Raw genomic sequence first — 23,396 nt, 5'->3', positions numbered from 1 at the left:
TTAACGCTCTACAGGAATCCTAACGAGGAACATTAGTTTACAACAATAAAGCGGTAGCAGATCATCAGAGATCCGCTGCCGTTTTTATTGAAGAAAAACAATATAATAAAGTGGGTTTAGCTCAATGTAAATTAAGATGAGGGGCATATGGTGATGTCATTTTCGAACTTTTTTTTGAAACACCTCATCCAATAACATAATTTCGGCTTTTTGGCTGACGGCATGATCCCCAAGTTTTACATCAATTATAAAGTCATTGCTTAGCATCTGTCGGTACCATGTAATGATGTCGCTGTCAGGCAAATCTCCCAGTGTCTTCGTTTCGGGTGGGATTACCGAAATTCCGGCTTGTTCTACCAGACTAATGTTTTGTTTAATATCAACGGCTATCTTCCTTAGCACACTTTCACTTCTTGCTGTCTCTATATCCACCATACCGTCTTTTGTATAGAAATGCTTGTTTACAATAGCCAACGCAGCATGCGAAACATGGAATGCTTGAATGTCATTCTGTATTTCATAATGCAAATCTACCAATTCGAATATTTTGGCAAGCTCCTTTACTCTTTCGGTTCTCAGTCCATTAATTTCACCGAAAATGGTTCCTTGATGTTTCTCGGAACCGAATTGTGCGTACAGAATACCTTCTTTGATGTCTCCACCTGCACCCGGGAATCCTGGGAGTAACCGCTCTCCCACGATTTCAAGCCAGCTGTCGTATTCGATGGTGTTAGTCAAGGTGACAATGGTTTCGCTCTTATTATTTTTAATTGTAGACAGGGCAGATTCGGCCTGATCATATCGTACAGGAACGAAAATGAAATCATAAATGTCGTCGTTATCAAGCTTTTCGATCGTGTTTATCGATATTTTCTTTATGGTTCCATTATGGTTGTATACTAGTCCGTTCCTTTTCAGCGTATCTAGTCTCTTTCCTCGTGCCAGTATAGTGACGTCCAGCCCGTACTGTGCAAATCGGAGCGCGTATACACTACCAATCACACCCGCGCCAATTATTAAAAGTCTAATTTTTTTTTTTGTGTTCATTGATGATCCTTCCTTTCAAGTTAATTATCAGAGATTGCTTAAGCAACAACTGTTAGATAAGATATTAGTACCGCATTCGTATGAATTCAACCGGCAGATTATGTGGAAAGTTGCTTAGGCAACACATTTTGATAATTGATGTTTAATCTGGGGGCAGGGATATGGTAAATCAGCAAGATCCAAGGGTTTTGCGCACACGGCAGTTAATAAGGGAAGCATTCAGAGAATTGCTACGGAGTAAAGGATTTGATTCAATAACCATAAACGATATCGCACAGAGGGCTACCATTAACCGAGCTACCTTCTATGCCCATTACGAAGATAAGTATGCTTTGCTGGAAGAGATCACAGAACAGGCTTTTCGCGAGATGATTCCAAACGAAGTGATGGATGCACTAGAACTTACAGATGAAATATGTGATCAACTGATCTTGCTCACACACCTCTACATCATAGATTTTTATCAGATATGCAGAATGGATTCCAAATCGATGGCTACGATTGTAGATGAAAAAATAAAGAAAATGTTGCAGCAGACAATCGTAAATATTTTATTGAAAGGGGGTAACTTCTATAGAGCAGACCGTTACCATACAGAAATCATTTCGGCCATGACAGGCTCAGCAATTTATGGCGCAACACTTCATTGGTTAACAGTTGGGAAAATTGATCGGACAGATTTGCTTTTAAACATTGTTCGTCCCTATGTTATGAACGGTCTTAAGCTGTATCCCAACGACTCATCGCAATAAAAAATGGCAGTGGAATAGATAATCCGCTGCCATTTTTATAGAACTTTTGTTTAGTTATCTAGAATCGAATAAGGTTAGTCTAGTTGATTACCTTGAATAAAATTTATTCAGCTAACGGGAAACGATAGCTCAATAAAAACACGGAAGCAGCCGACCACAATGATCGGCTGCTTAATTACGCTAACGGGGAGGTTTGCGTGGTTGCAGTGTAGCGCGGCTTCGCTCTCATCTAGGCAGGCAGATAGCGATTTGCATTAGATTTAAACGACATTTAAACTATAGCCTCACCGGAACTTAACCTCCACCCGCTAAAATTGTGAAAGTCGGTCGCTTAGGCGAACTGACATTGAAGCGGAGGGATTGCGGGATGAGAAGTATTGAAATGGTATTGGTTCTGTGCGGGGCGCTGCAGCTGCTGACGCTGATGTTACGCATGCGGAAGGCATCCAGAGCAGCCGGGCTGGTGGGCGCTGGGGCATTGGCGGCTCACCTGATTTTCGAGGGATACAGATGGCAGATGGTTGTCCCTTATACGCTGACTTTGGCCGGCATACTGATCGTTATCCTTAGACGCGCGCAAGACGAGAACGGCAGCAAGGTTTGGAAGCCGCTCCGATACCTTGGTTACGGGACGGGCTGCCTTCTGCTGGTCGCATCCGCACTGCTGGCATCTGCGATGCCTGTACTTCGGATGCCTGAGCCGGAGGGAGAGTATGCGGTCGGTACGGAGACCTTTCACCTCGTTGACGGGAAACGCGAGGAGACGTTCACGGAGGATCCGGACGATAAACGCGAGCTGATGATTCAGATCTGGTACCCGGCGCAGCAGACGCATCCCGCGGGCAATAGAGTTTCGTTATTTCCGGAGGATCGACAGCTGTTCGAGGCATATACCAAGGTGTACGCAGCGGAAATGAACCTACCTGCCTACGTGTTTGATTACTGGAAGTACTTCCAGACGAACGCATACGAACGGACGCCGATTGCTTCCTCGGGCAAGCCTTTCCCTCTCGTGCTGATCAGTCATGGGGAGGGGACCGCCGGTAGGCTGCTGTATGTCTCGCAAGCGGAAAATTTGGCTAGCCATGGCTATATCGTCGTCGGCATCGACCATACGTACAGCACTCTGGCCACCGCTTTTCCGGATGGCCGGTTGATCGGATATACGGGCCACAGCGGTGAGACGGTCGAAGATTTATTTGACCGGGCCGAACGGGTCGGCGCCGTTTGGACGCAGGACATTGCGTATGTCATCCGCAGCTTGGAGCAGCTGAATGACGGTGCTTTCAGAGGCGGGTTCCTGGGGAGGATCGACATGAACCGGATCGGCATGTTGGGCCATTCGTTCGGCGGGGCGACGGCATTCCGGGCAGTAAACGACATTCCCAATATCCGCGTAGGCATCAATATGGACGGCACGCTATATGGAATTCGGGAACGGGATGGTATGGACAAACCGTTCCTTTTCTTGGAATCAGAGGATTTTCTGACGTGGAAAACGAAGCTCGAGCAGGGAGAGATCACCGATCCCACCATTCAGAAGCGTCTGTCGGCCGAACTGGCAACGATCGGCCGCGCGGTTGATCATGGGGGGACGATGATCGCGGTGAAGGGAGCCAGCCATTATAACTTTACGGATCTGCAGCTCTTTACGGAGATGCTCGACCTGACCGGTATGACCGGCCCGATCAAGGGGAATCGCGGGACCCGCCTGGTCAATGCATATGTGCTGGATTTCTTCGACAAGCATCTGAAGGGAACGGGCAACGGGGAACTGCTGAAAGGTCCGAGCCCGCAGTACCCGGAGGTGAAGTTCCCGTAAACTTGTTGGAAAGCGTGATAGCAGACGCTGTAAAAACTCCGAAGGGTCACCGGAGAACAGGTAGTTCTGGGGGATGGTGTATTTATCACACTGGAATCGTCCAATTTCGAAAGGAATAATGATTTAACAATCACGAAGACGAGGCTGCTGGCATAGAACGGCAGCCTCGTTAAGCTAACGGGCAGCATTCCTATTATGAAGAAATACGAAGTTCGCGAATAAGATGTTAGAGAAGATCGGTGGAAAATCAATAAAAACCATTAAAGACCAAGATATTAGAATTTTAAGAAGGTGGGGTAAGCTTGAAATATAATGAACTTTCAAAAATATTTGATAATGATTTCCCAAAATTCAGGCTTAACCTTATTGAACATGAAGCATTATATAAGGAAGTTCTTAACCATGTGTTTTTTGGTGACTTAAATGATTTTTTGATCGAATTACTAAGAAAAGATATAGAAACCGGGTTACTAATACGATTGTTTGAATTTTATGAGAGGATGGAATTAAAGGGGGATACTTTAATTAAAGAAGTTTTGTCTTGCACTATTCTAGAGAGGCTTGGGGACGAAAAGGAAATACTAGAAATTGCTTATAGATATATGGGTAAGGAAACAAGAAAAGCATCGGATAATATTGAAAGAGCATGGGGGAGATTATGAGAATTTCTATGTATATCTCCGAAGCCACCAACAACCTCTAACACCGCATTTAAACATCGAGCTATTCGGCAAGATTCATTATGCTAACTGGGAACGTTAGTTCAATGACTCGTTGAACAGATTTCTATAGCTGGTTGAGTATACAACAATAAACTGAATACTGCAGTGCGTACTAAAAATAAAAAAGCTCCTCAAAATGAAGGAGCTTGGGTACATTATTGGGCATTCAAGCTTTCCACATCGCTGTCGAATGCTTTACTATATTGCTTGAACAACCCGGTATCGAATTCATATTCAGAATCAGTTGCATGGGGTGGATTTTCTTTCAGCTTCGCATACAGTGTGTCGATCTCATTTGATAGTTTGGTCCATACTTGTTTTATATCATCATATTTCGAGTCTAACCCCGCTATATAAGAATTATATTCCGCTTTCTTCTCCATAGCTTTGCCTAGACGATCGATAGTGAATTCGATATCCAATTCATTACCTGTGCTGTCTGTTCCGCTGCCGGCATACCAGCTAATGTTTACAAAAGCTTCATTCCAAATATCAATAGTTACAAAATTAACAATCTCGCTGAGCGTTGACTCCACAGTAGGCTTTTCGGCCTTATTCGAGGCTTCTCCACCAATCGAAGAATCTTTAACAGCTTCCTGAATGGCTTCGACTAGCTTCTCCTCTTCTGTCTTTTCATTACTTGCACATCCTGAGAGAATAAACAAAACCATAGACAATCCAATCAAGAAACCCCATTTTCCTTTTTTACACATGCTCATACTTCCTCTCGCTTTAATTGTTATTTTTTTCCTTAATTAATATCGGTTTCCTTACCCGAATTCTGAATAGCTCATCAACAATAGTGAGAGACGAAATTCATCGCAAGGTTCATTTAGGACAATCGTAAAATAATGGGATACCAGACACTGACCGGCCTGCTCATTTTTTTGCTCACGGGCAGGATAATTTCACGACAACCGTGTAAGAACATCGGATACCTTGATAAAAAACGGCTTGACATTGAAGTGCACTCCAATGTTAATTTGAATTTATGGAAAAACTTTATTCAATACAAGAGGTTTCTCGGATGCTTGGGATCCCGAAGGATACGCTTCGGTACTATGACCGGATTGGCATCGTATCACCGTCCCGGGAGGACAATCGGTACCGTAAGTATTCGAAGAACGACCTCATCGACTTAATGAATATTCAAATCATGCAGTATGCGGACTTTTCGCTTGACGAAATCAAGGGTAAGTTTGGGTTCCACAGGATGGAGAATATAGACCCTGCTTATTGCCAGGAGGTTGCTGCGTTCCTCGATGACAAGAATGCACAAACACGCATGAAGATTGCCCATCTACAAAAGGTCAGTCAGTTGCTCGACGTAGCATCCGAAACGTTAAGGGACTTTAATCATGTAAGAGACCAGCGGCTGGCAGAGATCGTTCGCGAGATTTACCAGGCTATTCGAAAGGAGGAAACCAAAATATTCGAGGAGGGATGTCATGAACGTTAAGGTTAGGAATTTTTACTATCTGATTGCGGGTATTCTTGCGATACTGTTTGCTGTTACGCATGCATGGAACGGGCAATCCGCTGTGCTGCCGACGCTCCAAGTGAGTGCGATAGCCACGGATACCCAGACAATATTCACGTATGTCTGGCACATCATCACGGCGGAAAATCTGGTCTTCGGCATCGTATTCATTTTAATGTCCTTCCAAAGCGATCGATCGAAGATCCGGCCTGTTGCATGGACGATCGTGTCGCTTCTGATCGTTCGATTGATGGTCATTCTTGGCATAACGGCATTTCATGACATTTCGGCACTTGCAGATACGTTAATCGATTCTATTGCCATCGTAATTTATGTCGCCTTCATCGTATTAGGCATAAGAATGAAGAAAAAAGAGATCGGAGATCAGTCGCCATCGGTCAAATAATTGGGGGTGAATCAGTGAAGCTTTACTTCGTACTACAGCATAGTAAGGAGCAGTATGCTTGAACGGTAACTTAAAAGACGGGCACATTTTCTAAAATGTCTATCTTTCGGTTATCGTTCATCACAGCTGTTCCTTTTTTTATTAAGTTAACGGATAGCATATTTTTATTCATTACTCGAATATCTGTTATGTAAATCGTAGTTGGTAAGGGGAAATAAAGTTTTTTAATCAGCCGCAGTTGACATGCAGGGTGTAAGTCACATCAAAATAAGTTAAGGGTACCCCTGAAGAAGCTCGAGCACGCGTCTTCACTTACAACAAAATCTCTTACAATTCAGAGGCAGTGGGCATAAAAAAGATGACCCTGATGAATTCAAGGGCCATCTACTGGCAGCGTAATGCCGCAGTGGTTTATTTAAACTGTCCCAAAGCCGGGTCAGTGTTTAGCTCCGCAGGAGGGCAATATAAAAAAGATTGAACACAAAATAACACTATGATATAATCGATAGCGTCATTGACAAATTAAATTATTAAGTGTATCCGTAATATTCCCTACTTTAATTTTACATCGAGCACTTTGATTTGTCAATGCTCTTTTTAATTCCATAAAAAGGAAAAAGGAGAGTGTTCAGAGAGAGATGGAAACGAAGGATTGGCGGCAGGAACGGGAGCGGTTGGAACGAGTCAGGAACAAACTGCAGGCGAGAATTGAAGAACTGGAGCCGGAGGTGGCCGGACTGAGTGATCAGGCTACGGACATCCGCAGGCGGTTTTGGGAAGAAGTTACGATCAACACAAGCACGTACGAGGATTTTGAAGAGACCTTCTACACGATTAACCAGCAGTCTGCGGTACTTGCCGAACGGGAGCGTGGTCACAAGCTGCTGACGCAGCAATGGAAGAGCATGAACCGGCTGCTCCCATCTCCTTATTTCGGACGCATCGACTTTCAGGAGAATGGCCTCGACTTTAGCGAGCAGATCTATATCGGCGTATCTTCCTTCGTCGACGAAGACGGATTGAGCTTTCTGATCTATGACTGGCGTACGCCAATCGCTAGCCTATACTACGACTGCTCCCCCGGCCTGGCGTCTTATGTCACGCCGGCCGGTCGAGTCGAAGGGTCGATGGAGCTCAAACGGCAGTTTCAGATTCAAAACGGGCAAATCCGCAACATGTTTGACGCGAGCGAAACGATTGGAGACGAATTGCTGCAGCAAGTGCTCGGCAAAGGTGCGGACTCGCAAATGAAGAGTATCGTGGCAACCATCCAGAAGGAACAAAACGCCATCATACGCAATGACAAAAGCCGGATGCTTATCGTACAAGGGGCGGCTGGCAGCGGTAAGACTTCCGCGGCATTGCAGCGGGTGGCGTACTTGTTGTACAAACACCGACTGACGATCAAGGCTGATCAGATCGTTCTTTTCTCACCGAATCCGATGTTTACCAGCTATATCTCCACCGTCCTTCCTGAGCTCGGTGAAGAGAATATGCAGCAGACGACTTTTCAAGAATATCTCGACTATTGGCTAGGTTCCACGTTACGGCCGGAGGATCCCTTTGATCAGATCGAATATGTACTGACCGCACAAGGAGCGCCGGAGTATGAAGCTCGTCTTCAGGGGATCGAGTATAAAGCCTCCGAGGCTTTCCTGCAAGCCCTGCAGAGCTTTGGAATGTGGTTGGGACGGGAGGGTATGCGATTCAATGGTATTCGGATTCGGGACCGCGATTTGATTACCGCGGAGCGAATGAGAGTGAAATTTTATAGTTATGACCATTCCCTGCCGTTGCTCAATCGTGTCGTTCTTTTGCAGGAATGGCTGCTGAATGAACTGGCTTCGCTGGAACGCATAGAACGGGAGACGCCTTGGGTACAGGAGGAGTTGAATTTTCTCGACACCGAGCAGTACATGGAAGTCTTCGAAATGCTGCATAAAGAGAGGGAAGTATTTGACGTTGCGGAACAATACGCTTTAGTTCGCGAGAGGATTAAAAACAAGCGCCGGGAAGATGAAGGCGACTTTGACTTCGCCCAAAGGGAGGAAGATCTGCTCCGCCGAAGGATTGTGAAAGAAAGCTTTAAACCGCTAAGGAAGATTGTGAAAAGATTTTCGTTTGTTGATGTCAAAGGCATATATGGCCAATTGTTTGTCGACGAAGCTGCTTATCGGGAGAGAACGAATGGGGCCGTCATCCCCCCGCTGTGGCCTGAAATATGCAGGCAGACCAAGGAAAAGCTGCTCCTGAATGAGTTGTTCTACGAGGATGCGACTCCGTATTTGTATGTAAAAGAACTGATCGAAGGTCTCCGGACGAACACGGAAATTCGGTATGTCTTCGTTGATGAGGGCCAGGATTATTCGGCGTTTCAATATGAATATCTGAAAAAGCTGTTTCCCCGTGCGAAGATGACGGTGCTAGGCGATTACGGGCAAGCGATCTTCATGCAGGCTACAAGTTTGGCCGCATCCGATTCGCCGCTGGTTCGCCTCTTCGGCGAAGCAGAAACAAGCCTTGTCTGTCTTGTACGCAGTTATCGCTCAACCAGGGAAATTGTTGAATTTACGAAATCGATGCTTCCAGGTGGAGAAGAAATTGCGCCGTTTGAAAGGAGAGGGCCAAAGCCCCTTTTGTCGAGACTGGACGGCGGAGAGAAGCGTGATGCGAAAGTTCTGGCAGATATCGCGGCGCTCAGAGCCGAAGGCTTCGATTCCATTGCCATCATTACGAAGACCGCAGCCGAAAGCCGGGAGGCTCATGAATCGTTACGGATTCTAGGAGGCGAAGCTCTGCAGCTCATTACGAAGGAGACGCTGGACTTTGAAAAAGGAGTGATGGTCATTCCTGTGTATCTCGCCAAGGGTGTCGAGTTTGATGCGGTCTTGGTCTATGATGCTTCGCCCGAAGCTTACAGCCGGGACAACGAACGCAAGCTTCTTTATACGGCGTGTACGCGGGCTATGCACCGGCTTCAGCTTTACACGACGGGCAATTGGTCACCGTTCTTGCAGACATTGCCTGCGAATTTGTACGAGAGTGCGCCATATTGACGGATCGGGTGTGATGTCTGCCGCGATATGCCGCGTTCATGATTCAGCATATATTCGGACTCATCCCGTAGCCCGTCATCAAGGCCGGTTGTGAGCAAGAAATCCACGACGACCCCTATTTCTGCATGTCGGCCTCTATCGAAGAACAGATCAATCTGTTCCTCGACCATTATTTTCACCCATATACAGCTCGATGAGCAGAAAGCAGGGACCTATGTCAGCTCCTACGCAAACAAAAACGATTGCAGTCGGCGGGGACGGCTTCTCGCTGAAAGCCATTCTGCCGCCGCTCATGGCGATTGTTGTCGCCATGATTATGGTTATTCTGGATAGCACCGTCGTCAATAATGCTATTCCGAAACTCGTTGAATACTTCGACACCGATTTGAAGACGATCCAATGGACCGTCACCGGCTATACGCTGGCACTATCCGCTGTAATTCCGCTTGCAGGCTGGATGACCGATAAATTCGGCTCCAAGCAAATTTTCATGATTACGATTGCCCTGTTCACGATCGGCTCCGTACTGTGCGGCATTGCGCAAACGCCGGAACAGCTGATCATTTACCGCATCATTCAAGGCTTGGGCGGCGGCATGGTTGCCCCGATCGGGATGACTATGGTGTTCAAGCTCGCGCCTCCAGAGCGTCGCGGGTCCATCATGGGCGTACTCGGCATTCCAATGCTGATGGCGCCGGCGTTCGGTCCGGTGTTATCCGGCTGGCTGGTTGATTCTGTCAGCTGGCACTGGATTTTCATCATCAATCTGCCGATCGGCATTATCGCCTTCATTCTCGGTTATAAATATTTGCCGAAGTCCGACCGCCATGCGGCGCCGCATTTGGATCTCATCGGCATGTGCCTCGCGCCGATAGCCTTCTCTATGCTGGCGTATGGCGTAAGCGAAGGAGGCACCAGTTGGTCCAGCGCTTCGACGATCACGGGCTTGACTGTCGGCGGTATTGCGCTCATCCTTTTCATCTTTGTGGAGCTGGCACAGAAGCAGCCGCTGCTGGAACTGAAAGTGTTCAAGTCGTCCGACTTTACACGCAGCATCATTTTGACGTGGATCGTACAGCTCGCGATGTTCGGCGCAATGCTGATCGTGCCGCTGTACCTGCAAGGCGTCATGCACTACACCGCGCTTGATACGGGCTGGATTCTGATGCCTTACGCGATATGCGCGGGAATCGGCATGCCGATCAGCGGCCGGTTGTTCGATAAGATCGGCGCGCGTCCGCTCGCCTTCGCGGGTCTTACCGTCGTATCCATTTCCCTGTTCATTTTGTCTGGCATATCAATTGATACCTCGCTGTGGGTTATCATCCTGTGCATCTGCATTATGGGTCTCGGCATGGGCTTCTCCATGATGCCGCTCAACACGCATGTCCTGAACTCTGCGCCTCGCCGTCTGGTGAGCCGCGTTACGCCTTTGACAACAGCAGCTCAGCAAGTCGTTGTCTCGTTCGCGGTCGCAGGATTGACGGGTTATCTGACTTCGCAAATCACTTCCCATGCCGCAAGCGCGGGAGCGGACGCAAATCCGCTGAGAGCCGTCGTCGCAGGTTACGGCGACACGTTCTTTCTGTCCGCGTGCCTCGCGACCGCGGGTGTCGCACTGTCGCTCCTACTGCGTAAACCGAAGCAGCAGGAAGAAGCCGGAATCGCCGACGGAGACAATCCGGACTCGGCGATGATGATGGGCCACTAATCGCGAATCAGCTCGGATTCGCTTGTTTGAAAATAGCCTTCGCCGTTAGTCGGCCAAGGCTATTTTTGGTTTTTCTAAGGCACTTCTTTTATTAAGCTAACGGCAGGATGAATCAGGGAATCTTCGGGGAAATATCCCAAAACCATTTGGGGGTTCCGGTCATTAGAAAATTATTGATTATAATGTTGATCGTTTATTGTCAAATGAGTGGTCTTAATGACGATAACGTCTGGGCAGATGAAAGACCGGCAACAAATACTAATGACATGCCTAGAGAGTCAAAAGAATTAATGTTTCAAGACATGCTTATGCTATTTCTTTTGCCGCATATAGAAAAGAAAATAGATGAGATATATTCAAACAAATTGAATTACTCGCCTGAAGTTTATCCTTACTTTGTAAATGTTACAAACGTGCAACGGGTAAATGGATTTAGAGGATTTCATTTTTTAATATGCCTTGAGGTGGTTCCAACAGTTGGTCCACATATTCCCGTCGGTAAGGACAGTCTTACATTCGATATATCTCCTGTAAATCCTAATAATGTGAAGTTAATAAGCTGGAAGCATTTAGAAGATCCGAAGAAGGCCGATTTCCCGCCAAACTGGATGGACGTTATCAATTGGAACTTTTAGGTTTTGCAACGTATTATCATTAAAAGAATCTCGAATCGCAAGCGATGAAGAGGAGGGAGTAAGCATGAACTTGACTGAACTGCAACAATCGGTCTTATTGGCATTAACCACTGAATGGCAGACGCCGGTGCAGATTGCTGGCCAGCTTCCAAAAGCCCCGGAGGATCCATCTGACGTAAATCAGTCACTAAATGAGCTTTTGAGCGAAGGATTGGCGCAAGCTAATTCAGTTGTTTTCGGTCTGTATCGATTAACCACGCTCGGCACGAGCATCAAGACGACGGAACTGGGTCGGAATGAATAAAGTGAGTCCTTGAATCCCGGCCTTTGCTGAACGGGAACGATAGCTGAAACACCGATGAGAGGAGGGGCAAGCGGAACTCCTTCTAACGGGAAAGTTGAAGAGCAGGCGCTGCGGCAGCCTGCTCTTATTAATTAAAGGGCTGTTGCACGTGGCTAAAGGGCTATTTGTACAAATTACCATAGATGAGGCATTCGGTATTCCGAAGGTGGCAGGTCTTAATGGCTGACATGATGCTAGAGGAACAGTGGTAATCAAGAGTGGGAACTATTGCGTTAAGGGGGAATTGTGGCTCTTTCAAAGAAGGGTAAGGCGCCCTCTTATTTCTTTTACGAACAACCTGTTACAGGCAACGCGGAGAACCGTATTACAAGAAATACAGCAAAGGACACCTAATTGGTGTCCTTTGCTAATTGTTATGGTCCTGGATTCAATTGAAAAGTAAAGGAGAGGGTTACGCTTGTTTGTAATTTGGCGTCTATTGCATCATAAGAGATTACTACCCTTGGCGTTTCTCCAAGATCATTAAATATGCGTACCCGATTTGGAGATTTAAAACCAGCTGCACTCAACAGCGCCCTCATTTGCAGCACTCTTTTGTTTGTGCCTGTTTGTGTGTCGCCAATAATACCTTCGAATTTCTTTCTGAATTGTACGTTTTTTGCTAATTTCGCAGATAATCTAGCAATTTGAAGTAATACGCATTTAACTGTGGCAGCCATAAGATCACTCCTTAAAATAATATAGGATATCTTATGAACCATTGAATGTATGTGCTTGTACTAATAACATACTGCTTTATGATTAGTTAAGCTTCGGTGAATCGTGCCATAAGCTATGATTGGTCAATGCGGTATCGGGTAACGTTAGCTCAATAGACGAGGCGGCGAAACTCGGTAAAGGGTTCCGTTGGAAAGCATCCTCGGCACCAGTGTAATTTGTTGGTCAGAAAAATCAGTTCGGTGTGAATTAAAATAAAAGAGGGGTTGATCCCTTGATCAACCCCATCAAAATGGAAGTGTATTTTCGGCTAGAGCAAAATTCACAATGAATTACTTGACAATTCTTTTTGCGTAAACGAGAGATTGACTGAACCATGTGCCTTCCATGGGTTCGAACGTTACTTTACCACGTCCACCGCCGCATTGGAGGATATAATGCTTGCCGTTGATTGCGCCGGCATAAATGCCGACATGACCGCCGCCGCCGCTTGTAGAACGGTTTAATGAACCGTCACCACGGTCTTTCGAGTTCTTGAAGAATAACAGGTCTCCAACTTGCAAATTTTTGAATTTGTCTTTCGAGTCAATGATCACCTGAGTACCAATATTGTTGTAACGTTGTTGGCGCGATGAGCTGGAGAACTGTATGCCTAGTGCGTTTTTATACACCCAGGAAGAGAAATTCGAACAGTCAAAGCCATATCCCGGTCGCTGCATGCCATGACGCCAAGTAACGCCAAGCTGTGTTTTGCCCGTTTTAATTAATTTATCAAGATTTGCTTGTTGAGCGCTATAGGCAGTCGACGTAGTTGATACCTTGGATTCACTGTTGGAGGCTGCAAAAGCATAAGCTTGTCCTGCTCCAGTTAATGCAATGACGGTAGTTAAAGTAATTACTCCCTTGCGAAAGATCGTTTTTTTTAACATGTGCTCCTCCTAGAAAATGTATTGCCTCCGAGGTTAGTTGTCGGGTTCGGGTTGAGGAAACCCTATTTTCTACATCATTCCGACTGGTAACGAAATGAGTATTCAAAATTCACCCCTAGCTGATTGTCTGAATAAGGCCATCAGCGAAAATGCGTCCCCCGTACAAATCATTGAAATACGGTAAAGTACCGTTACAATTATCTGATTCGGCCCCTCCATATTACTTATATTTTCACAGGAAAGTCACCACGCAAATATTGGAACAGCTATTTTTTGTTGGGCATAACTAATATGGAAGGACGCTCTAGACAGCGGTAGATATAGATTTGTAGATCTATGAAATGAAGTGGGAAATAGGCACTCTGTTAAAGAGTGCCCTGAACATTTCGCCCTTGGAATGCTAGCTTTTCACCTAACATTACCCCCTGAAATCGACAAAATTTGACGAATATTTATAAAAGCTATGCATAAGGAGTGAGTCACGATGATGAATAATTACAAACGCTTCATTGAAAAAGCGAAATCTACCGCTTCCGAATTCATTTCCTCAAGAAGTGAAGAACAAGAAGAAGAAACTATAGAGCTCAATCCGCAATATTACGTTGAACTGAAAGCAATCGCCGATAAGCAGCATACAACCGTGCAAGCGGTCGTCAATGGTATTATTGTCCAATACCTGACAAGCGTCCCGTACGAATCAACCCCCATCTCAGTGGATCAAAAGGAAGATAACCCACTTCTGTATTTGGATGGTATTTGCAAACTAGAGGATTAAGGAGTGCTGACCTATGGAAGATTACTTGAACATTCAGGATACCATTTTTCTGGACGAAACGGCTTTAGCCGCTTTGATGAACCCTGATGACCCCCGCTATGCGAAAGCTCGTTCCCTGTTCCTGGATTTGCATGATCTTGAACGTAATTACGTGACTACCAACTCCATTATATTTGATCTTCACGAATGGCTTCGCAATGAATACAGCTATCAGCAGGCGGAATATTTTCTGAATGCCATTGATAAGGCAGTGAGTAGANAGCTTTTGAGCGAAGGATTGGCGCAAGCTAATTCAGTTGTTTTCGGTCTGTATCGATTAACCACGCTCGGCACGAGCATCAAGACGACGGAACTGGGTCGGAATGAATAAAGTGAGTCCTTGAATCCCGGCCTTTGCTGAACGGGAACGATAGCTGAAACACCGATGAGAGGAGGGGCAAGCGGAACTCCTTCTAACGGGAAAGTTGAAGAGCAGGCGCTGCGGCAGCCTGCTCTTATTAATTAAAGGGCTGTTGCACGTGGCTAAAGGGCTATTTGTACAAATTACCATAGATGAGGCATTCGGTATTCCGAAGGTGGCAGGTCTTAATGGCTGACATGATGCTAGAGGAACAGTGGTAATCAAGAGTGGGAACTATTGCGTTAAGGGGGAATTGTGGCTCTTTCAAAGAAGGGTAAGGCGCCCTCTTATTTCTTTTACGAACAACCTGTTACAGGCAACGCGGAGAACCGTATTACAAGAAATACAGCAAAGGACACCTAATTGGTGTCCTTTGCTAATTGTTATGGTCCTGGATTCAATTGAAAAGTAAAGGAGAGGGTTACGCTTGTTTGTAATTTGGCGTCTATTGCATCATAAGAGATTACTACCCTTGGCGTTTCTCCAAGATCATTAAATATGCGTACCCGATTTGGAGATTTAAAACCAGCTGCACTCAACAGCGCCCTCATTTGCAGCACTCTTTTGTTTGTGCCTGTTTGTGTGTCGCCAATAATACCTTCGAATTTCTTTCTGAATTGTACGTTTTTTGCTAATTTCGCAGATAATCTAGCAATTTGAAGTAATACGCATTTAACTGTGGCAGCCATAAGATCACTCCTTAAAATAATATAGGATATCTTATGAACCATTGAATGTATGTGCTTGTACTAATAACATACTGCTTTATGATTAGTTAAGCTTCGGTGAATCGTGCCATAAGCTATGATTGGTCAATGCGGTATCGGGTAACGTTAGCTCAATAGACGAGGCGGCGAAACTCGGTAAAGGGTTCCGTTGGAAAGCATCCTCGGCACCAGTGTAATTTGTTGGTCAGAAAAATCAGTTCGGTGTGAATTAAAATAAAAGAGGGGTTGATCCCTTGATCAACCCCATCAAAATGGAAGTGTATTTTCGGCTAGAGCAAAATTCACAATGAATTACTTGACAATTCTTTTTGCGTAAACGAGAGATTGACTGAACCATGTGCCTTCCATGGGTTCGAACGTTACTTTACCACGTCCACCGCCGCATTGGAGGATATAATGCTTGCCGTTGATTGCGCCGGCATAAATGCCGACATGACCGCCGCCGCCGCTTGTAGAACGGTTTAATGAACCGTCACCACGGTCTTTCGAGTTCTTGAAGAATAACAGGTCTCCAACTTGCAAATTTTTGAATTTGTCTTTCGAGTCAATGATCACCTGAGTACCAATATTGTTGTAACGTTGTTGGCGCGATGAGCTGGAGAACTGTATGCCTAGTGCGTTTTTATACACCCAGGAAGAGAAATTCGAACAGTCAAAGCCATATCCCGGTCGCTGCATGCCATGACGCCAAGTAACGCCAAGCTGTGTTTTGCCCGTTTTAATTAATTTATCAAGATTTGCTTGTTGAGCGCTATAGGCAGTCGACGTAGTTGATACCTTGGATTCACTGTTGGAGGCTGCAAAAGCATAAGCTTGTCCTGCTCCAGTTAATGCAATGACGGTAGTTAAAGTAATTACTCCCTTGCGAAAGATCGTTTTTTTTAACATGTGCTCCTCCTAGAAAATGTATTGCCTCCGAGGTTAGTTGTCGGGTTCGGGTTGAGGAAACCCTATTTTCTACATCATTCCGACTGGTAACGAAATGAGTATTCAAAATTCACCCCTAGCTGATTGTCTGAATAAGGCCATCAGCGAAAATGCGTCCCCCGTACAAATCATTGAAATACGGTAAAGTACCGTTACAATTATCTGATTCGGCCCCTCCATATTACTTATATTTTCACAGGAAAGTCACCACGCAAATATTGGAACAGCTATTTTTTGTTGGGCATAACTAATATGGAAGGACGCTCTAGACAGCGGTAGATATAGATTTGTAGATCTATGAAATGAAGTGGGAAATAGGCACTCTGTTAAAGAGTGCCCTGAACATTTCGCCCTTGGAATGCTAGCTTTTCACCTAACATTACCCCCTGAAATCGACAAAATTTGACGAATATTTATAAAAGCTATGCATAAGGAGTGAGTCACGATGATGAATAATTACAAACGCTTCATTGAAAAAGCGAAATCTACCGCTTCCGAATTCATTTCCTCAAGAAGTGAAGAACAAGAAGAAGAAACTATAGAGCTCAATCCGCAATATTACGTTGAACTGAAAGCAATCGCCGATAAGCAGCATACAACCGTGCAAGCGGTCGTCAATGGTATTATTGTCCAATACCTGACAAGCGTCCCGTACGAATCAACCCCCATCTCAGTGGATCAAAAGGAAGATAACCCACTTCTGTATTTGGATGGTATTTGCAAACTAGAGGATTAAGGAGTGCTGACCTATGGAAGATTACTTGAACATTCAGGATACCATTTTTCTGGACGAAACGGCTTTAGCCGCTTTGATGAACCCTGATGACCCCCGCTATGCGAAAGCTCGTTCCCTGTTCCTGGATTTGCATGATCTTGAACGTAATTACGTGACTACCAACTCCATTATATTTGATCTTCACGAATGGCTTCGCAATGAATACAGCTATCAGCAGGCGGAATATTTTCTGAATGCCATTGATAAGGCAGTGAGTAGAGGCAAGCTGGAGATCATCTCCAGCGGCCCTGAGTTTGAGAGGGAATCGCGCAGATTGCTTATAGACAGGCCTGAGCTCCGGTTCTCGCTCAGCGAAGCATTCACGGCTGTGACCATGTCCTATTATCAGGTAAAACGCATCTTTACATTCAATCGCAATTACATGATGCTTGCCAATTTGGATAAGGATATTCGAATCATTCCATCCAATCAAAGCCATTAAACAAATGCAGCCTGCCCTCTTGAGAGGGCGGCTGTTGTAGCTTTATAATAAAGTTTGATAATTTTAAAGCTACATACCCTTGGTTTTTCGTTAAGGAGACCAAGTATTTTTAAAATAAAGTTTGATAAAAACTGAACTTAACGACGAAGGGCTGCCACCAGACAGCCCTTTTGTTATTCAACTATCGTTCTCCGTTAGTTCAATAAATCTTAACCTCAATCCGCGTGGCTCAACTTACCCGTTAGTTCAATAGAATCAACAGTTTCAGTCAGATGGTATCCTCTTGTCTATGATTCAAGCCACCACTTTCAATCCTATGATAAAATACTTATAAATCCAACTATAGCCAAACGGCCAAAGTGGATATAATCTTACTCTAAATTACTGGAGGTAGCTCTCCGTACTCGGCCCACTGCTCTTTTGTCGGGCCGTAAAGATCCGGCACACGAAGGCCTGCCTGACGCATCAGGACTGTCATCTGACCACGATGATGAATCTCATGCTTTACGAGAATATCCAGCATTAAGCCGTTTGGCCATTGATCACCATACATATCGCTCATGATAAGCAGATTCTCATCTTTCCAACTGGACTGTATAGCATCAAGGAGCGCTTGTGAGGTCCTCTTATAGACTGACGCGATGTCTGCTGCCGAAGCTGGCACCGGCATATCTTCGCCCGGTCCTTCGAAAGACAGTCCCGTCCGAGATGGCATTTCGTGCAACGTCTGTACAAGGTGCCATGCAACACGTCCAAGCGTTCTATGATCGCTTGTTATCTGTTGGCCAAGAGACTCGTCGGTCAGCATCTCCAGTGTCCGCATTGTTGCTTCCGTTTCATTCTGCCAAGTTGCGGCAAAATCTTTAATGTGTTTATACATATCCAACATCTCCTTTTTGTAATGGAATCAAGTTTCGCATTCAAGGGAGTAGACCCCAGTGTGTATTCCTCTGGTAAGTTTACAGCATCAGTGAACCGAATTACCAAAAGAGGATCTAGTAGCTTGGCAAATGTTACCGGGGAACTGGAATATCAGTTCATAAACTCTGTCGAAATCTCGCATCCGTTGAATAATGCAAAATTTTGAAAGCAATTGTTCAAGGCTGTTCGCAATTGCTTTGTTGGCTTTATGTCGTTCTCGTACCAGATGTTTTTAACAACGAGCGTCCCGGCTTTTCGCTCCGCGATTACCTCGGCTCGTCCGATGAGGCTTTCTCCGTATATTAGAGGCAACACATAATAGCCGAATTTCCGTTTGATTGCAGGCGTGTAAATCTCCCAGGTGTAATCGAATCCAAACAATACGTTGATCAGTTTTCTGTCCCATATGAAATTATCTAGTGGGGCAATCAGCTCGCAGCGCCATTTCGGCGCCGGATTTTGCAGAACGGCTTCAATAAGCGGCAAGTCCTCCGCGCGGCAGTACAGTAAATCCTTCAATTGTTCCACGGCAACAGCAACAATGCGAGCTTCGTACAACAGTTGGCGGAAAACCTCGTTGCGCTGCTCTGCTTTCAATCCCCATATGTTCAGCCAGGCATCGGATGCGCGATTCCATAAAAGGCCAACAGCGCCGATTCGACGCAGTACCCGCCACTTGTGATGCTCATGCTCGCCCTCCAGCGGCTCCGGTGCGTTCAGCAGATTTGGCTGTATGTACTTCCCGGCGATATCGTAATATTTACGCGTTCCTTTTTTGTGGTGTATAATCAACTCGCCTGTCGAGTACATCTGCTCCAGCACCGACCGGGATGAATTGTTTCCGCTGCTCCAGTGGATGGCCGATTGCCAAGTGAAATTTCCATCCAATTTTAGATCATCCGAACTTAGCGCACCGTGATTTTGGATGTGAGCCCGTACTTGCTCTATCAACGCTTCCATTTCGGGATAGCGCTTGGCATGTTGTCGGGCGGCCTGCCTGTACCGCTCAAAATACGGCCAGTCCTCGACAGGAATAATGGCCAAATTCTTGTCGGGATAATCGACAAGGCTTCTATCTTGATATAGCAACTCGGCGAGCATGTTCTTCGTAAATCCTTTGATTCGCGACTGCAACACCAGTTCGGCGTTTTTTCCGCAAACATCGATGGGATCGTATTGAATACAGCCGACCTGCCGCACAAAATCCAATACTCCCTGCTTTCCGGTAAATTGATATTCGCCCAACAGCCCGTGCTTCAATAGCAGAAATTGCCGTGCCTGGCGGTTCGTCAATTGGATCATGTACACATCGGCTCCTTAACGAAACAAACGGGAGTAGCTTGCACGTGATGATGGATGGCGAGGTTGCTTATCTCAATAAAGTTACTATTTGCTTCTTTCCATAATGATGGTATCCATTGGGGAGCTTCATTAGCAAACCCCTTTCCTAATTTTCCAATAACCGAAAATTGCTCTTTTTCAATGATTTCAACCACGCCTATTCCCCCTATCCGTTGGAATATACAAAAAAACAAACACATGTTCCTGTTAAATTTTACCATTGTCTCGAGCATAAAAACAAGAGCTATTGAAAAATAACTGCCCGTTAGCTTAACGCCTATCAGTACATATGTACAAAAATCTTTATTTTGTGAAGATGAAAAAGGAGCTGCCGCGGCAGCTCCTTCTTCGTTTGTATAGTGTCCGTCCTTCATTGAACTAACGTTTCCCGTTAGTTCAAACAAATACTCACTTAATTAATTTTACGGCATCTTTTTATTTGGCAAAAATACAAATTTCGCATCAATAATAATGTGTAAGACGATTGGAATCCATAAGACGCCTGTTCCCACGAAAAGAAGAAACAAAATAGCACCTAAGTAGGTAGTAAGTAAAACACCTTTCCAACCTTGATATAAATGAACAATTCCAAATAGCAAACTAGAAACAATACCAATTGTGATGACAGACAGTTCAAATGGAAGATGATTTAAATAATATACTACCACTCCTCGGAAAATGATTTCTTCGCAGACTCCTGCAGTAATAGCTACTAAGAGAAAAAGTAAACGTTCTTTAATTGTTGAGGGTAACAAAAATTGAATGCTTTCATCAGATAGAGCATCAGATAATATTTTTCTTAATTTTTTTGAAAAGACAAGAATCAAAGTAAACATTCCAATACAAATACCTATTCCTAATCCAGCAGCCAATAAAAATTCTAGTTGAAAAGGAAATAAGGGTTTATCAAGAAAAAATAAGTCGTTTAGGGAACGTTGTGTAATTACCCAAAAGACAAATACAATTATGACCAATAACCATTGAGTAATCATAATTCCAATGAACAACTTCTTCTTATTCACAAGATTTTGTTCAACCTTTTTCATATAAAAATAATCCCAGATTGGATAACCTACAGCAATTATTAGTAAAAGTGCGGTTAAAAAAAGCATCTTTATCACCCCATCATTTATTATACAATACAACTCAACGATCAATTTTATTGACTATCAAAATACTTCCTTTCTATTAAACTAACCTCCCTCTATGGAGAAAAGAAACTCTGGAAAATACCGATCTAACCAATTATGGACGCGGCCCCGATAGCTTTAACATTCACTACAAATCACCCCATTGAAGTAATTTCCGTTAAGTGACTTGGGTTTATGCATGCAACTAAATAAAATGAAGATCCATTAACGTAATCTGCCCGTTAGCGTAATGAAGCCGCCGATCATTGTGGTCGGCGGCTTCCGTGTTTGTTTCTATTGAACTATCGTTACCCGTTAGTTCAATGATCTGATTAGAACAACTTGACAAGTTTGATATCTTCAAAAGGTGCGTTTGTTTTGATATCAAATACCCGTACGAATGTAACATCGAAGCTTGAAAAAGGAGATAATGCTTCACTCGCAGCCAATTTCATTTCTATAATTTCTGCTTCATTCATGCCCCATTTTGTTTGACCCAAAGTCAAATGTGGAATGAAGTGATCCAACTCTATATGCCTTTCAATAAGTTCGGGCGGTGGAGAAACCGCATCTACCAAGTTCTTATGCAGATTATATATCTCTTTCGATTCAACGCTAAGGAATGTAACCGCTGTTCCGAATGTTGCTGGCTCAGACAAAGTTAACTGGAAGATTGGAAATGAAGAACAAGTTTCTCTTACTTTTTCAAGCCAATTCATATCCTCCGTAAGTCCACTTTTGGCTTTAACAGTAATATGGGGCTCCACAGGATCTCTAAAGCCGTTATTATCCCATCGATTTCGAAATGTCTTAGCCCATTTATTACGAAATACCGAAATTTGTTCTTTGTAATCTTCAGGTGGAACGATTCCTATGAAAAACTGCATTTTTACACTCCTTTCCCAATAATATGTATTTTTCTCGGACATTCCTATTCATTTCGATCATCAGCCTTCCGAACTATTCCTCAAGTATTTTCCAAATCCTGCTTTAGTGTTAAACTGCCCGTTAGTTTAATGAAGCACCGTCAGCCTAATACTTTATTTTTTAGTCTACAACAAGATTTGATTTATTGCGTAAGTGCAATGGAAATATTAACAATCTTTATTCTAAATTATCAAACTTTGTTTTAAGTCTACAGCTGTATTTGTTTTGTAGCAGCCGATAGTAAAGGCGTCAATTCTGGGCCAAATGCGACTGGTTGACCACGCGCCGGAATTTGATAAACGAAAAAACTCTCCATGGAATGATATATCCAAAGGCCGCTAGTAGGAACAATGCCGTTTGGCCTTGAGGATCCATGTCGGATAGTTCTTGACGCAGAGCAAACCGTATAAGCACTATACCTATGAAAGCTGCGACAAATCCCCAGTTTTTCTTGGAATAAATCAATTTGTCTTCTCTCATCTCGTAATTCGTCGTCCAAATCAATGGGATGGAAAATAGAAGGCCAATTCCGAAGGCTGCCCCAAATTCCCAAGCTGGTTCATTCACGTTAGCGCTAAAAATCAGCGACAGGCCAGGAAGCATGAATAACAGAGGAATCAGCAGCCGAATCCCGTTACCCCGTATAGGTCTATACATACTTCTTGTTCTTCTCCACAAAACCAAAGCTGCTATAAAAGCGATCATCACATAAAAAGTGCTACCGTTCATTTTCTCGCTCACCTCATCTGTTTGATACTCTTATCTTAAATGCTTTGGCATGGCCGAGTTAGTGACAAAGGTAATTTTATTGACATGACGAGAGTCATTTGATGGGTGATAAGCAGAAAAATCATTCGAGATAGAAATGGAATGGCTGTTAATTAAGGCAAACTAACGGACAAATTTAAAAGCTAAAAAATATAAAAAATATTTACTTCCTCTGTCGATCTCACCATTGTTCATTCGTCGTACTTATAGAAGGGCAAATTAAAATGGAAAGGTTGTTGAGCTTTTATGGGAGCGCAAATTCATTCTTATTTAATGTCGGAGGATGCAAGAGGCCAGGCGAATTTTTATGTCGAGTCGCTTGGCGGCGAAATTCAGTTTCTCACCACATTCGGTGAGACGCCGGGAACGCCCGAGGCGATGAAGGATAAAGTCATGCATTTGGCTTTGACGGTGGCGGGCGAGAATACGTTGATGATCTCCGATTCATTCGAGTCGGTTTCGTATAACCGCAGCATTAGTCTTGCTTTGAACTATGACGATGAGTCAGAAGCCGCAACGGCATATGCCAAGCTAAGCGAGGGCGGCGAAAGCAAGTATCCTTTCGCTCTTCAGCCATGGGGTGCTTATTATGGAGAAGTCGTAGATAAATTCGGCGTCACGTGGATGATTACCAAACAGTAAGCCTTCGGAAGGTATGTTCGAGGGTCCTAGAGAAAGCGC

The 23,396-nt window shown here is 44.5% G+C and carries 26 protein-coding genes, 1 pseudogene and 2 riboswitches; of the genes and pseudogenes, 14 read left to right on the top strand and 13 right to left on the bottom strand.

What is annotated here, in order from left to right; all coding sequences use genetic code 11:
• Window positions 1–156: 156 nt before the first annotated feature.
• Entirely contained in the window at window positions 157–1,047 is an 891-nt protein-coding gene (locus tag A7975_RS24495) for a ketopantoate reductase family protein (protein WP_065386843.1), read from the bottom strand.
• Between the two features lie 161 nt (window positions 1,048–1,208).
• On the opposite strand from A7975_RS24495, the gene A7975_RS24490 reads away from it, so the two are divergent.
• The 3 genes from A7975_RS24490 (at window position 1,209) to A7975_RS24480 (ending at window position 4,283) form a co-directional block, all read left to right on the top strand.
• Window positions 1,209–1,799 (top strand): TetR/AcrR family transcriptional regulator, encoded by a 591-nt coding sequence (locus A7975_RS24490; protein ID WP_065386842.1) that lies wholly within the window; start codon window positions 1,209–1,211, stop codon window positions 1,797–1,799.
• Between the two features lie 367 nt (window positions 1,800–2,166).
• A complete protein-coding gene (locus A7975_RS24485; RefSeq protein WP_065386841.1) occupies window positions 2,167–3,621 on the top strand; it encodes an alpha/beta hydrolase family protein in 1,455 nt (484 codons plus the stop codon).
• A 302-nt stretch (window positions 3,622–3,923) separates the two neighbouring features.
• Window positions 3,924–4,283, top strand: coding sequence for a DUF7674 family protein (locus A7975_RS24480; RefSeq protein ID WP_065386840.1), 360 nt, complete (start codon window positions 3,924–3,926; stop codon window positions 4,281–4,283).
• 215 nt (window positions 4,284–4,498) lie between these two features.
• Here A7975_RS24480 and A7975_RS24475 read toward each other — a convergent pair whose 3' ends face one another.
• Window positions 4,499–5,056, bottom strand: a complete 558-nt coding sequence (locus A7975_RS24475) for a hypothetical protein (protein ID WP_065386839.1) — start codon at window positions 5,054–5,056, stop codon at window positions 4,499–4,501.
• A 278-nt stretch (window positions 5,057–5,334) separates the two neighbouring features.
• Between A7975_RS24475 and A7975_RS24470 the strand changes: the two genes are divergently transcribed.
• The 3 genes from A7975_RS24470 (at window position 5,335) to helD (ending at window position 9,285) form a co-directional block, all read left to right on the top strand.
• Window positions 5,335–5,802 carry a MerR family transcriptional regulator gene (locus A7975_RS24470; RefSeq protein ID WP_065386838.1) on the top strand — a complete coding sequence of 156 codons (468 nt, stop codon included), beginning with the start codon at window positions 5,335–5,337 and terminating at the stop codon, window positions 5,800–5,802.
• Window positions 5,792–6,229 (top strand): hypothetical protein, encoded by a 438-nt coding sequence (locus tag A7975_RS24465; RefSeq protein ID WP_065386837.1) that lies wholly within the window; start codon window positions 5,792–5,794, stop codon window positions 6,227–6,229. The genes A7975_RS24470 and A7975_RS24465 overlap by 11 nt, the downstream gene beginning before the upstream one ends.
• Window positions 6,230–6,867: 638 nt before the next feature.
• The gene (helD, locus tag A7975_RS24460; RefSeq protein ID WP_065386836.1) at window positions 6,868–9,285 is read left to right on the top strand and encodes an RNA polymerase recycling motor HelD; all 2,418 of its coding nucleotides are present in this window, start codon (window positions 6,868–6,870) and stop codon (window positions 9,283–9,285) included.
• Here helD and A7975_RS33800 read toward each other — a convergent pair.
• On the bottom strand, window positions 9,213–9,455 hold the full coding sequence (locus tag A7975_RS33800; RefSeq protein ID WP_141680399.1) for a hypothetical protein: 243 nt from the start codon (window positions 9,453–9,455) through the stop codon (window positions 9,213–9,215). The two genes, helD and A7975_RS33800, sit on opposite strands and share 73 nt — an antisense overlap.
• A gap of 44 nt (window positions 9,456–9,499) precedes the next feature.
• Between A7975_RS33800 and A7975_RS24455 the strand changes: the two genes are divergently transcribed.
• From A7975_RS24455 to A7975_RS24445, 3 genes are all read left to right on the top strand, one after another.
• A complete protein-coding gene (locus A7975_RS24455) occupies window positions 9,500–10,996 on the top strand; it encodes an MDR family MFS transporter (RefSeq protein ID WP_065386835.1) in 1,497 nt (498 codons plus the stop codon).
• 107 nt (window positions 10,997–11,103) lie between these two features.
• Window positions 11,104–11,631: a DUF3888 domain-containing protein gene (locus tag A7975_RS24450; RefSeq protein ID WP_065386834.1), complete on the top strand. Its 528-nt coding sequence runs from the start codon at window positions 11,104–11,106 to the stop codon at window positions 11,629–11,631.
• Window positions 11,632–11,695: 64 nt separating this feature from the next.
• Window positions 11,696–11,935, top strand: a complete 240-nt coding sequence (locus A7975_RS24445; protein ID WP_065386833.1) for a hypothetical protein — start codon at window positions 11,696–11,698, stop codon at window positions 11,933–11,935.
• A gap of 413 nt (window positions 11,936–12,348) precedes the next feature.
• Here A7975_RS24445 and A7975_RS24440 read toward each other — a convergent pair whose 3' ends face one another.
• Both A7975_RS24440 and A7975_RS24435 read right to left on the bottom strand, forming a co-directional pair.
• Window positions 12,349–12,654 carry a hypothetical protein gene (locus A7975_RS24440; RefSeq protein WP_065386831.1) on the bottom strand — a complete coding sequence of 102 codons (306 nt, stop codon included), beginning with the start codon at window positions 12,652–12,654 and terminating at the stop codon, window positions 12,349–12,351.
• Window positions 12,655–12,984: 330 nt separating this feature from the next.
• Window positions 12,985–13,581: a C40 family peptidase gene (locus A7975_RS24435; RefSeq protein WP_053373201.1), complete on the bottom strand. Its 597-nt coding sequence runs from the start codon at window positions 13,579–13,581 to the stop codon at window positions 12,985–12,987.
• Between the two features lie 7 nt (window positions 13,582–13,588).
• Window positions 13,589–13,774, bottom strand: a riboswitch (cyclic di-AMP (ydaO/yuaA leader).
• A gap of 291 nt (window positions 13,775–14,065) precedes the next feature.
• Between A7975_RS24435 and A7975_RS24430 the strand changes: the two genes are divergently transcribed.
• Window positions 14,066–14,356 (top strand): hypothetical protein, encoded by a 291-nt coding sequence (locus A7975_RS24430; RefSeq protein ID WP_053373200.1) that lies wholly within the window; start codon window positions 14,066–14,068, stop codon window positions 14,354–14,356.
• 783 nt (window positions 14,357–15,139) lie between these two features.
• On the opposite strand, the gene A7975_RS24420 is transcribed toward A7975_RS24430, so the two are convergent.
• Window positions 15,140–15,445 carry a hypothetical protein gene (locus A7975_RS24420; RefSeq protein WP_065386831.1) on the bottom strand — a complete coding sequence of 102 codons (306 nt, stop codon included), beginning with the start codon at window positions 15,443–15,445 and terminating at the stop codon, window positions 15,140–15,142.
• A gap of 330 nt (window positions 15,446–15,775) precedes the next feature.
• On the bottom strand, window positions 15,776–16,372 hold the full coding sequence (locus A7975_RS24415; protein ID WP_053373201.1) for a C40 family peptidase: 597 nt from the start codon (window positions 16,370–16,372) through the stop codon (window positions 15,776–15,778).
• Between the two features lie 7 nt (window positions 16,373–16,379).
• A riboswitch (cyclic di-AMP (ydaO/yuaA leader) is annotated at window positions 16,380–16,565 on the bottom strand.
• A 291-nt stretch (window positions 16,566–16,856) separates the two neighbouring features.
• Here A7975_RS24415 and A7975_RS24410 point away from each other — a divergent pair.
• Both A7975_RS24410 and A7975_RS24405 read left to right on the top strand, forming a co-directional pair.
• Entirely contained in the window at window positions 16,857–17,147 is a 291-nt protein-coding gene (locus A7975_RS24410; RefSeq protein ID WP_053373200.1) for a hypothetical protein, read from the top strand.
• 13 nt (window positions 17,148–17,160) lie between these two features.
• On the top strand, window positions 17,161–17,628 hold the full coding sequence (locus A7975_RS24405) for a type II toxin-antitoxin system VapC family toxin (RefSeq protein WP_053373199.1): 468 nt from the start codon (window positions 17,161–17,163) through the stop codon (window positions 17,626–17,628).
• A gap of 376 nt (window positions 17,629–18,004) precedes the next feature.
• On the opposite strand, the gene A7975_RS24400 is transcribed toward A7975_RS24405, so the two are convergent.
• On the bottom strand, window positions 18,005–18,508 hold the full coding sequence (locus A7975_RS24400; RefSeq protein ID WP_065386830.1) for a DinB family protein: 504 nt from the start codon (window positions 18,506–18,508) through the stop codon (window positions 18,005–18,007).
• Between the two features lie 36 nt (window positions 18,509–18,544).
• Here A7975_RS24400 and A7975_RS35095 point away from each other — a divergent pair.
• A pseudogene (locus A7975_RS35095) lies at window positions 18,545–18,634 on the top strand (transposase); the annotation flags it as partial.
• A 26-nt stretch (window positions 18,635–18,660) separates the two neighbouring features.
• On the opposite strand, the gene A7975_RS24395 reads toward A7975_RS35095, so the two are convergent.
• From A7975_RS24395 to A7975_RS24375, 5 genes are all read right to left on the bottom strand, one after another.
• A complete protein-coding gene (locus A7975_RS24395) occupies window positions 18,661–19,851 on the bottom strand; it encodes a winged helix-turn-helix domain-containing protein (RefSeq protein WP_065386829.1) in 1,191 nt (396 codons plus the stop codon).
• Window positions 19,848–20,264, bottom strand: a complete 417-nt coding sequence (locus tag A7975_RS24390) for a hypothetical protein (protein ID WP_065386828.1) — start codon at window positions 20,262–20,264, stop codon at window positions 19,848–19,850. Before A7975_RS24390 ends, A7975_RS24395 begins: the two co-directional genes overlap by 4 nt.
• Window positions 20,265–20,312: 48 nt before the next feature.
• A complete protein-coding gene (locus A7975_RS24385) occupies window positions 20,313–21,002 on the bottom strand; it encodes a type II CAAX endopeptidase family protein (protein ID WP_065386827.1) in 690 nt (229 codons plus the stop codon).
• 350 nt (window positions 21,003–21,352) lie between these two features.
• The gene (locus tag A7975_RS24380; RefSeq protein WP_065386826.1) at window positions 21,353–21,907 is read right to left on the bottom strand and encodes a 2'-5' RNA ligase family protein; all 555 of its coding nucleotides are present in this window, start codon (window positions 21,905–21,907) and stop codon (window positions 21,353–21,355) included.
• Window positions 21,908–22,196: 289 nt separating this feature from the next.
• A complete protein-coding gene (locus A7975_RS24375) occupies window positions 22,197–22,676 on the bottom strand; it encodes a CcdC family protein (RefSeq protein WP_065386825.1) in 480 nt (159 codons plus the stop codon).
• 285 nt (window positions 22,677–22,961) lie between these two features.
• On the opposite strand from A7975_RS24375, the gene A7975_RS24370 reads away from it, so the two are divergent.
• Window positions 22,962–23,357, top strand: a complete 396-nt coding sequence (locus A7975_RS24370) for a VOC family protein (RefSeq protein ID WP_065386824.1) — start codon at window positions 22,962–22,964, stop codon at window positions 23,355–23,357.
• The last annotated feature ends 39 nt before the right edge of the window (window positions 23,358–23,396 follow it).

Source organism: Bacillus sp. FJAT-26390, from assembly GCF_001682865.1.
In the GTDB taxonomy this organism is placed as follows: domain Bacteria; phylum Bacillota; class Bacilli; order Paenibacillales; family Paenibacillaceae; genus Pristimantibacillus.
Note: the sequence above shows the minus strand (reverse complement) of the source record. Positions and strands in the feature narration are given on the sequence as shown.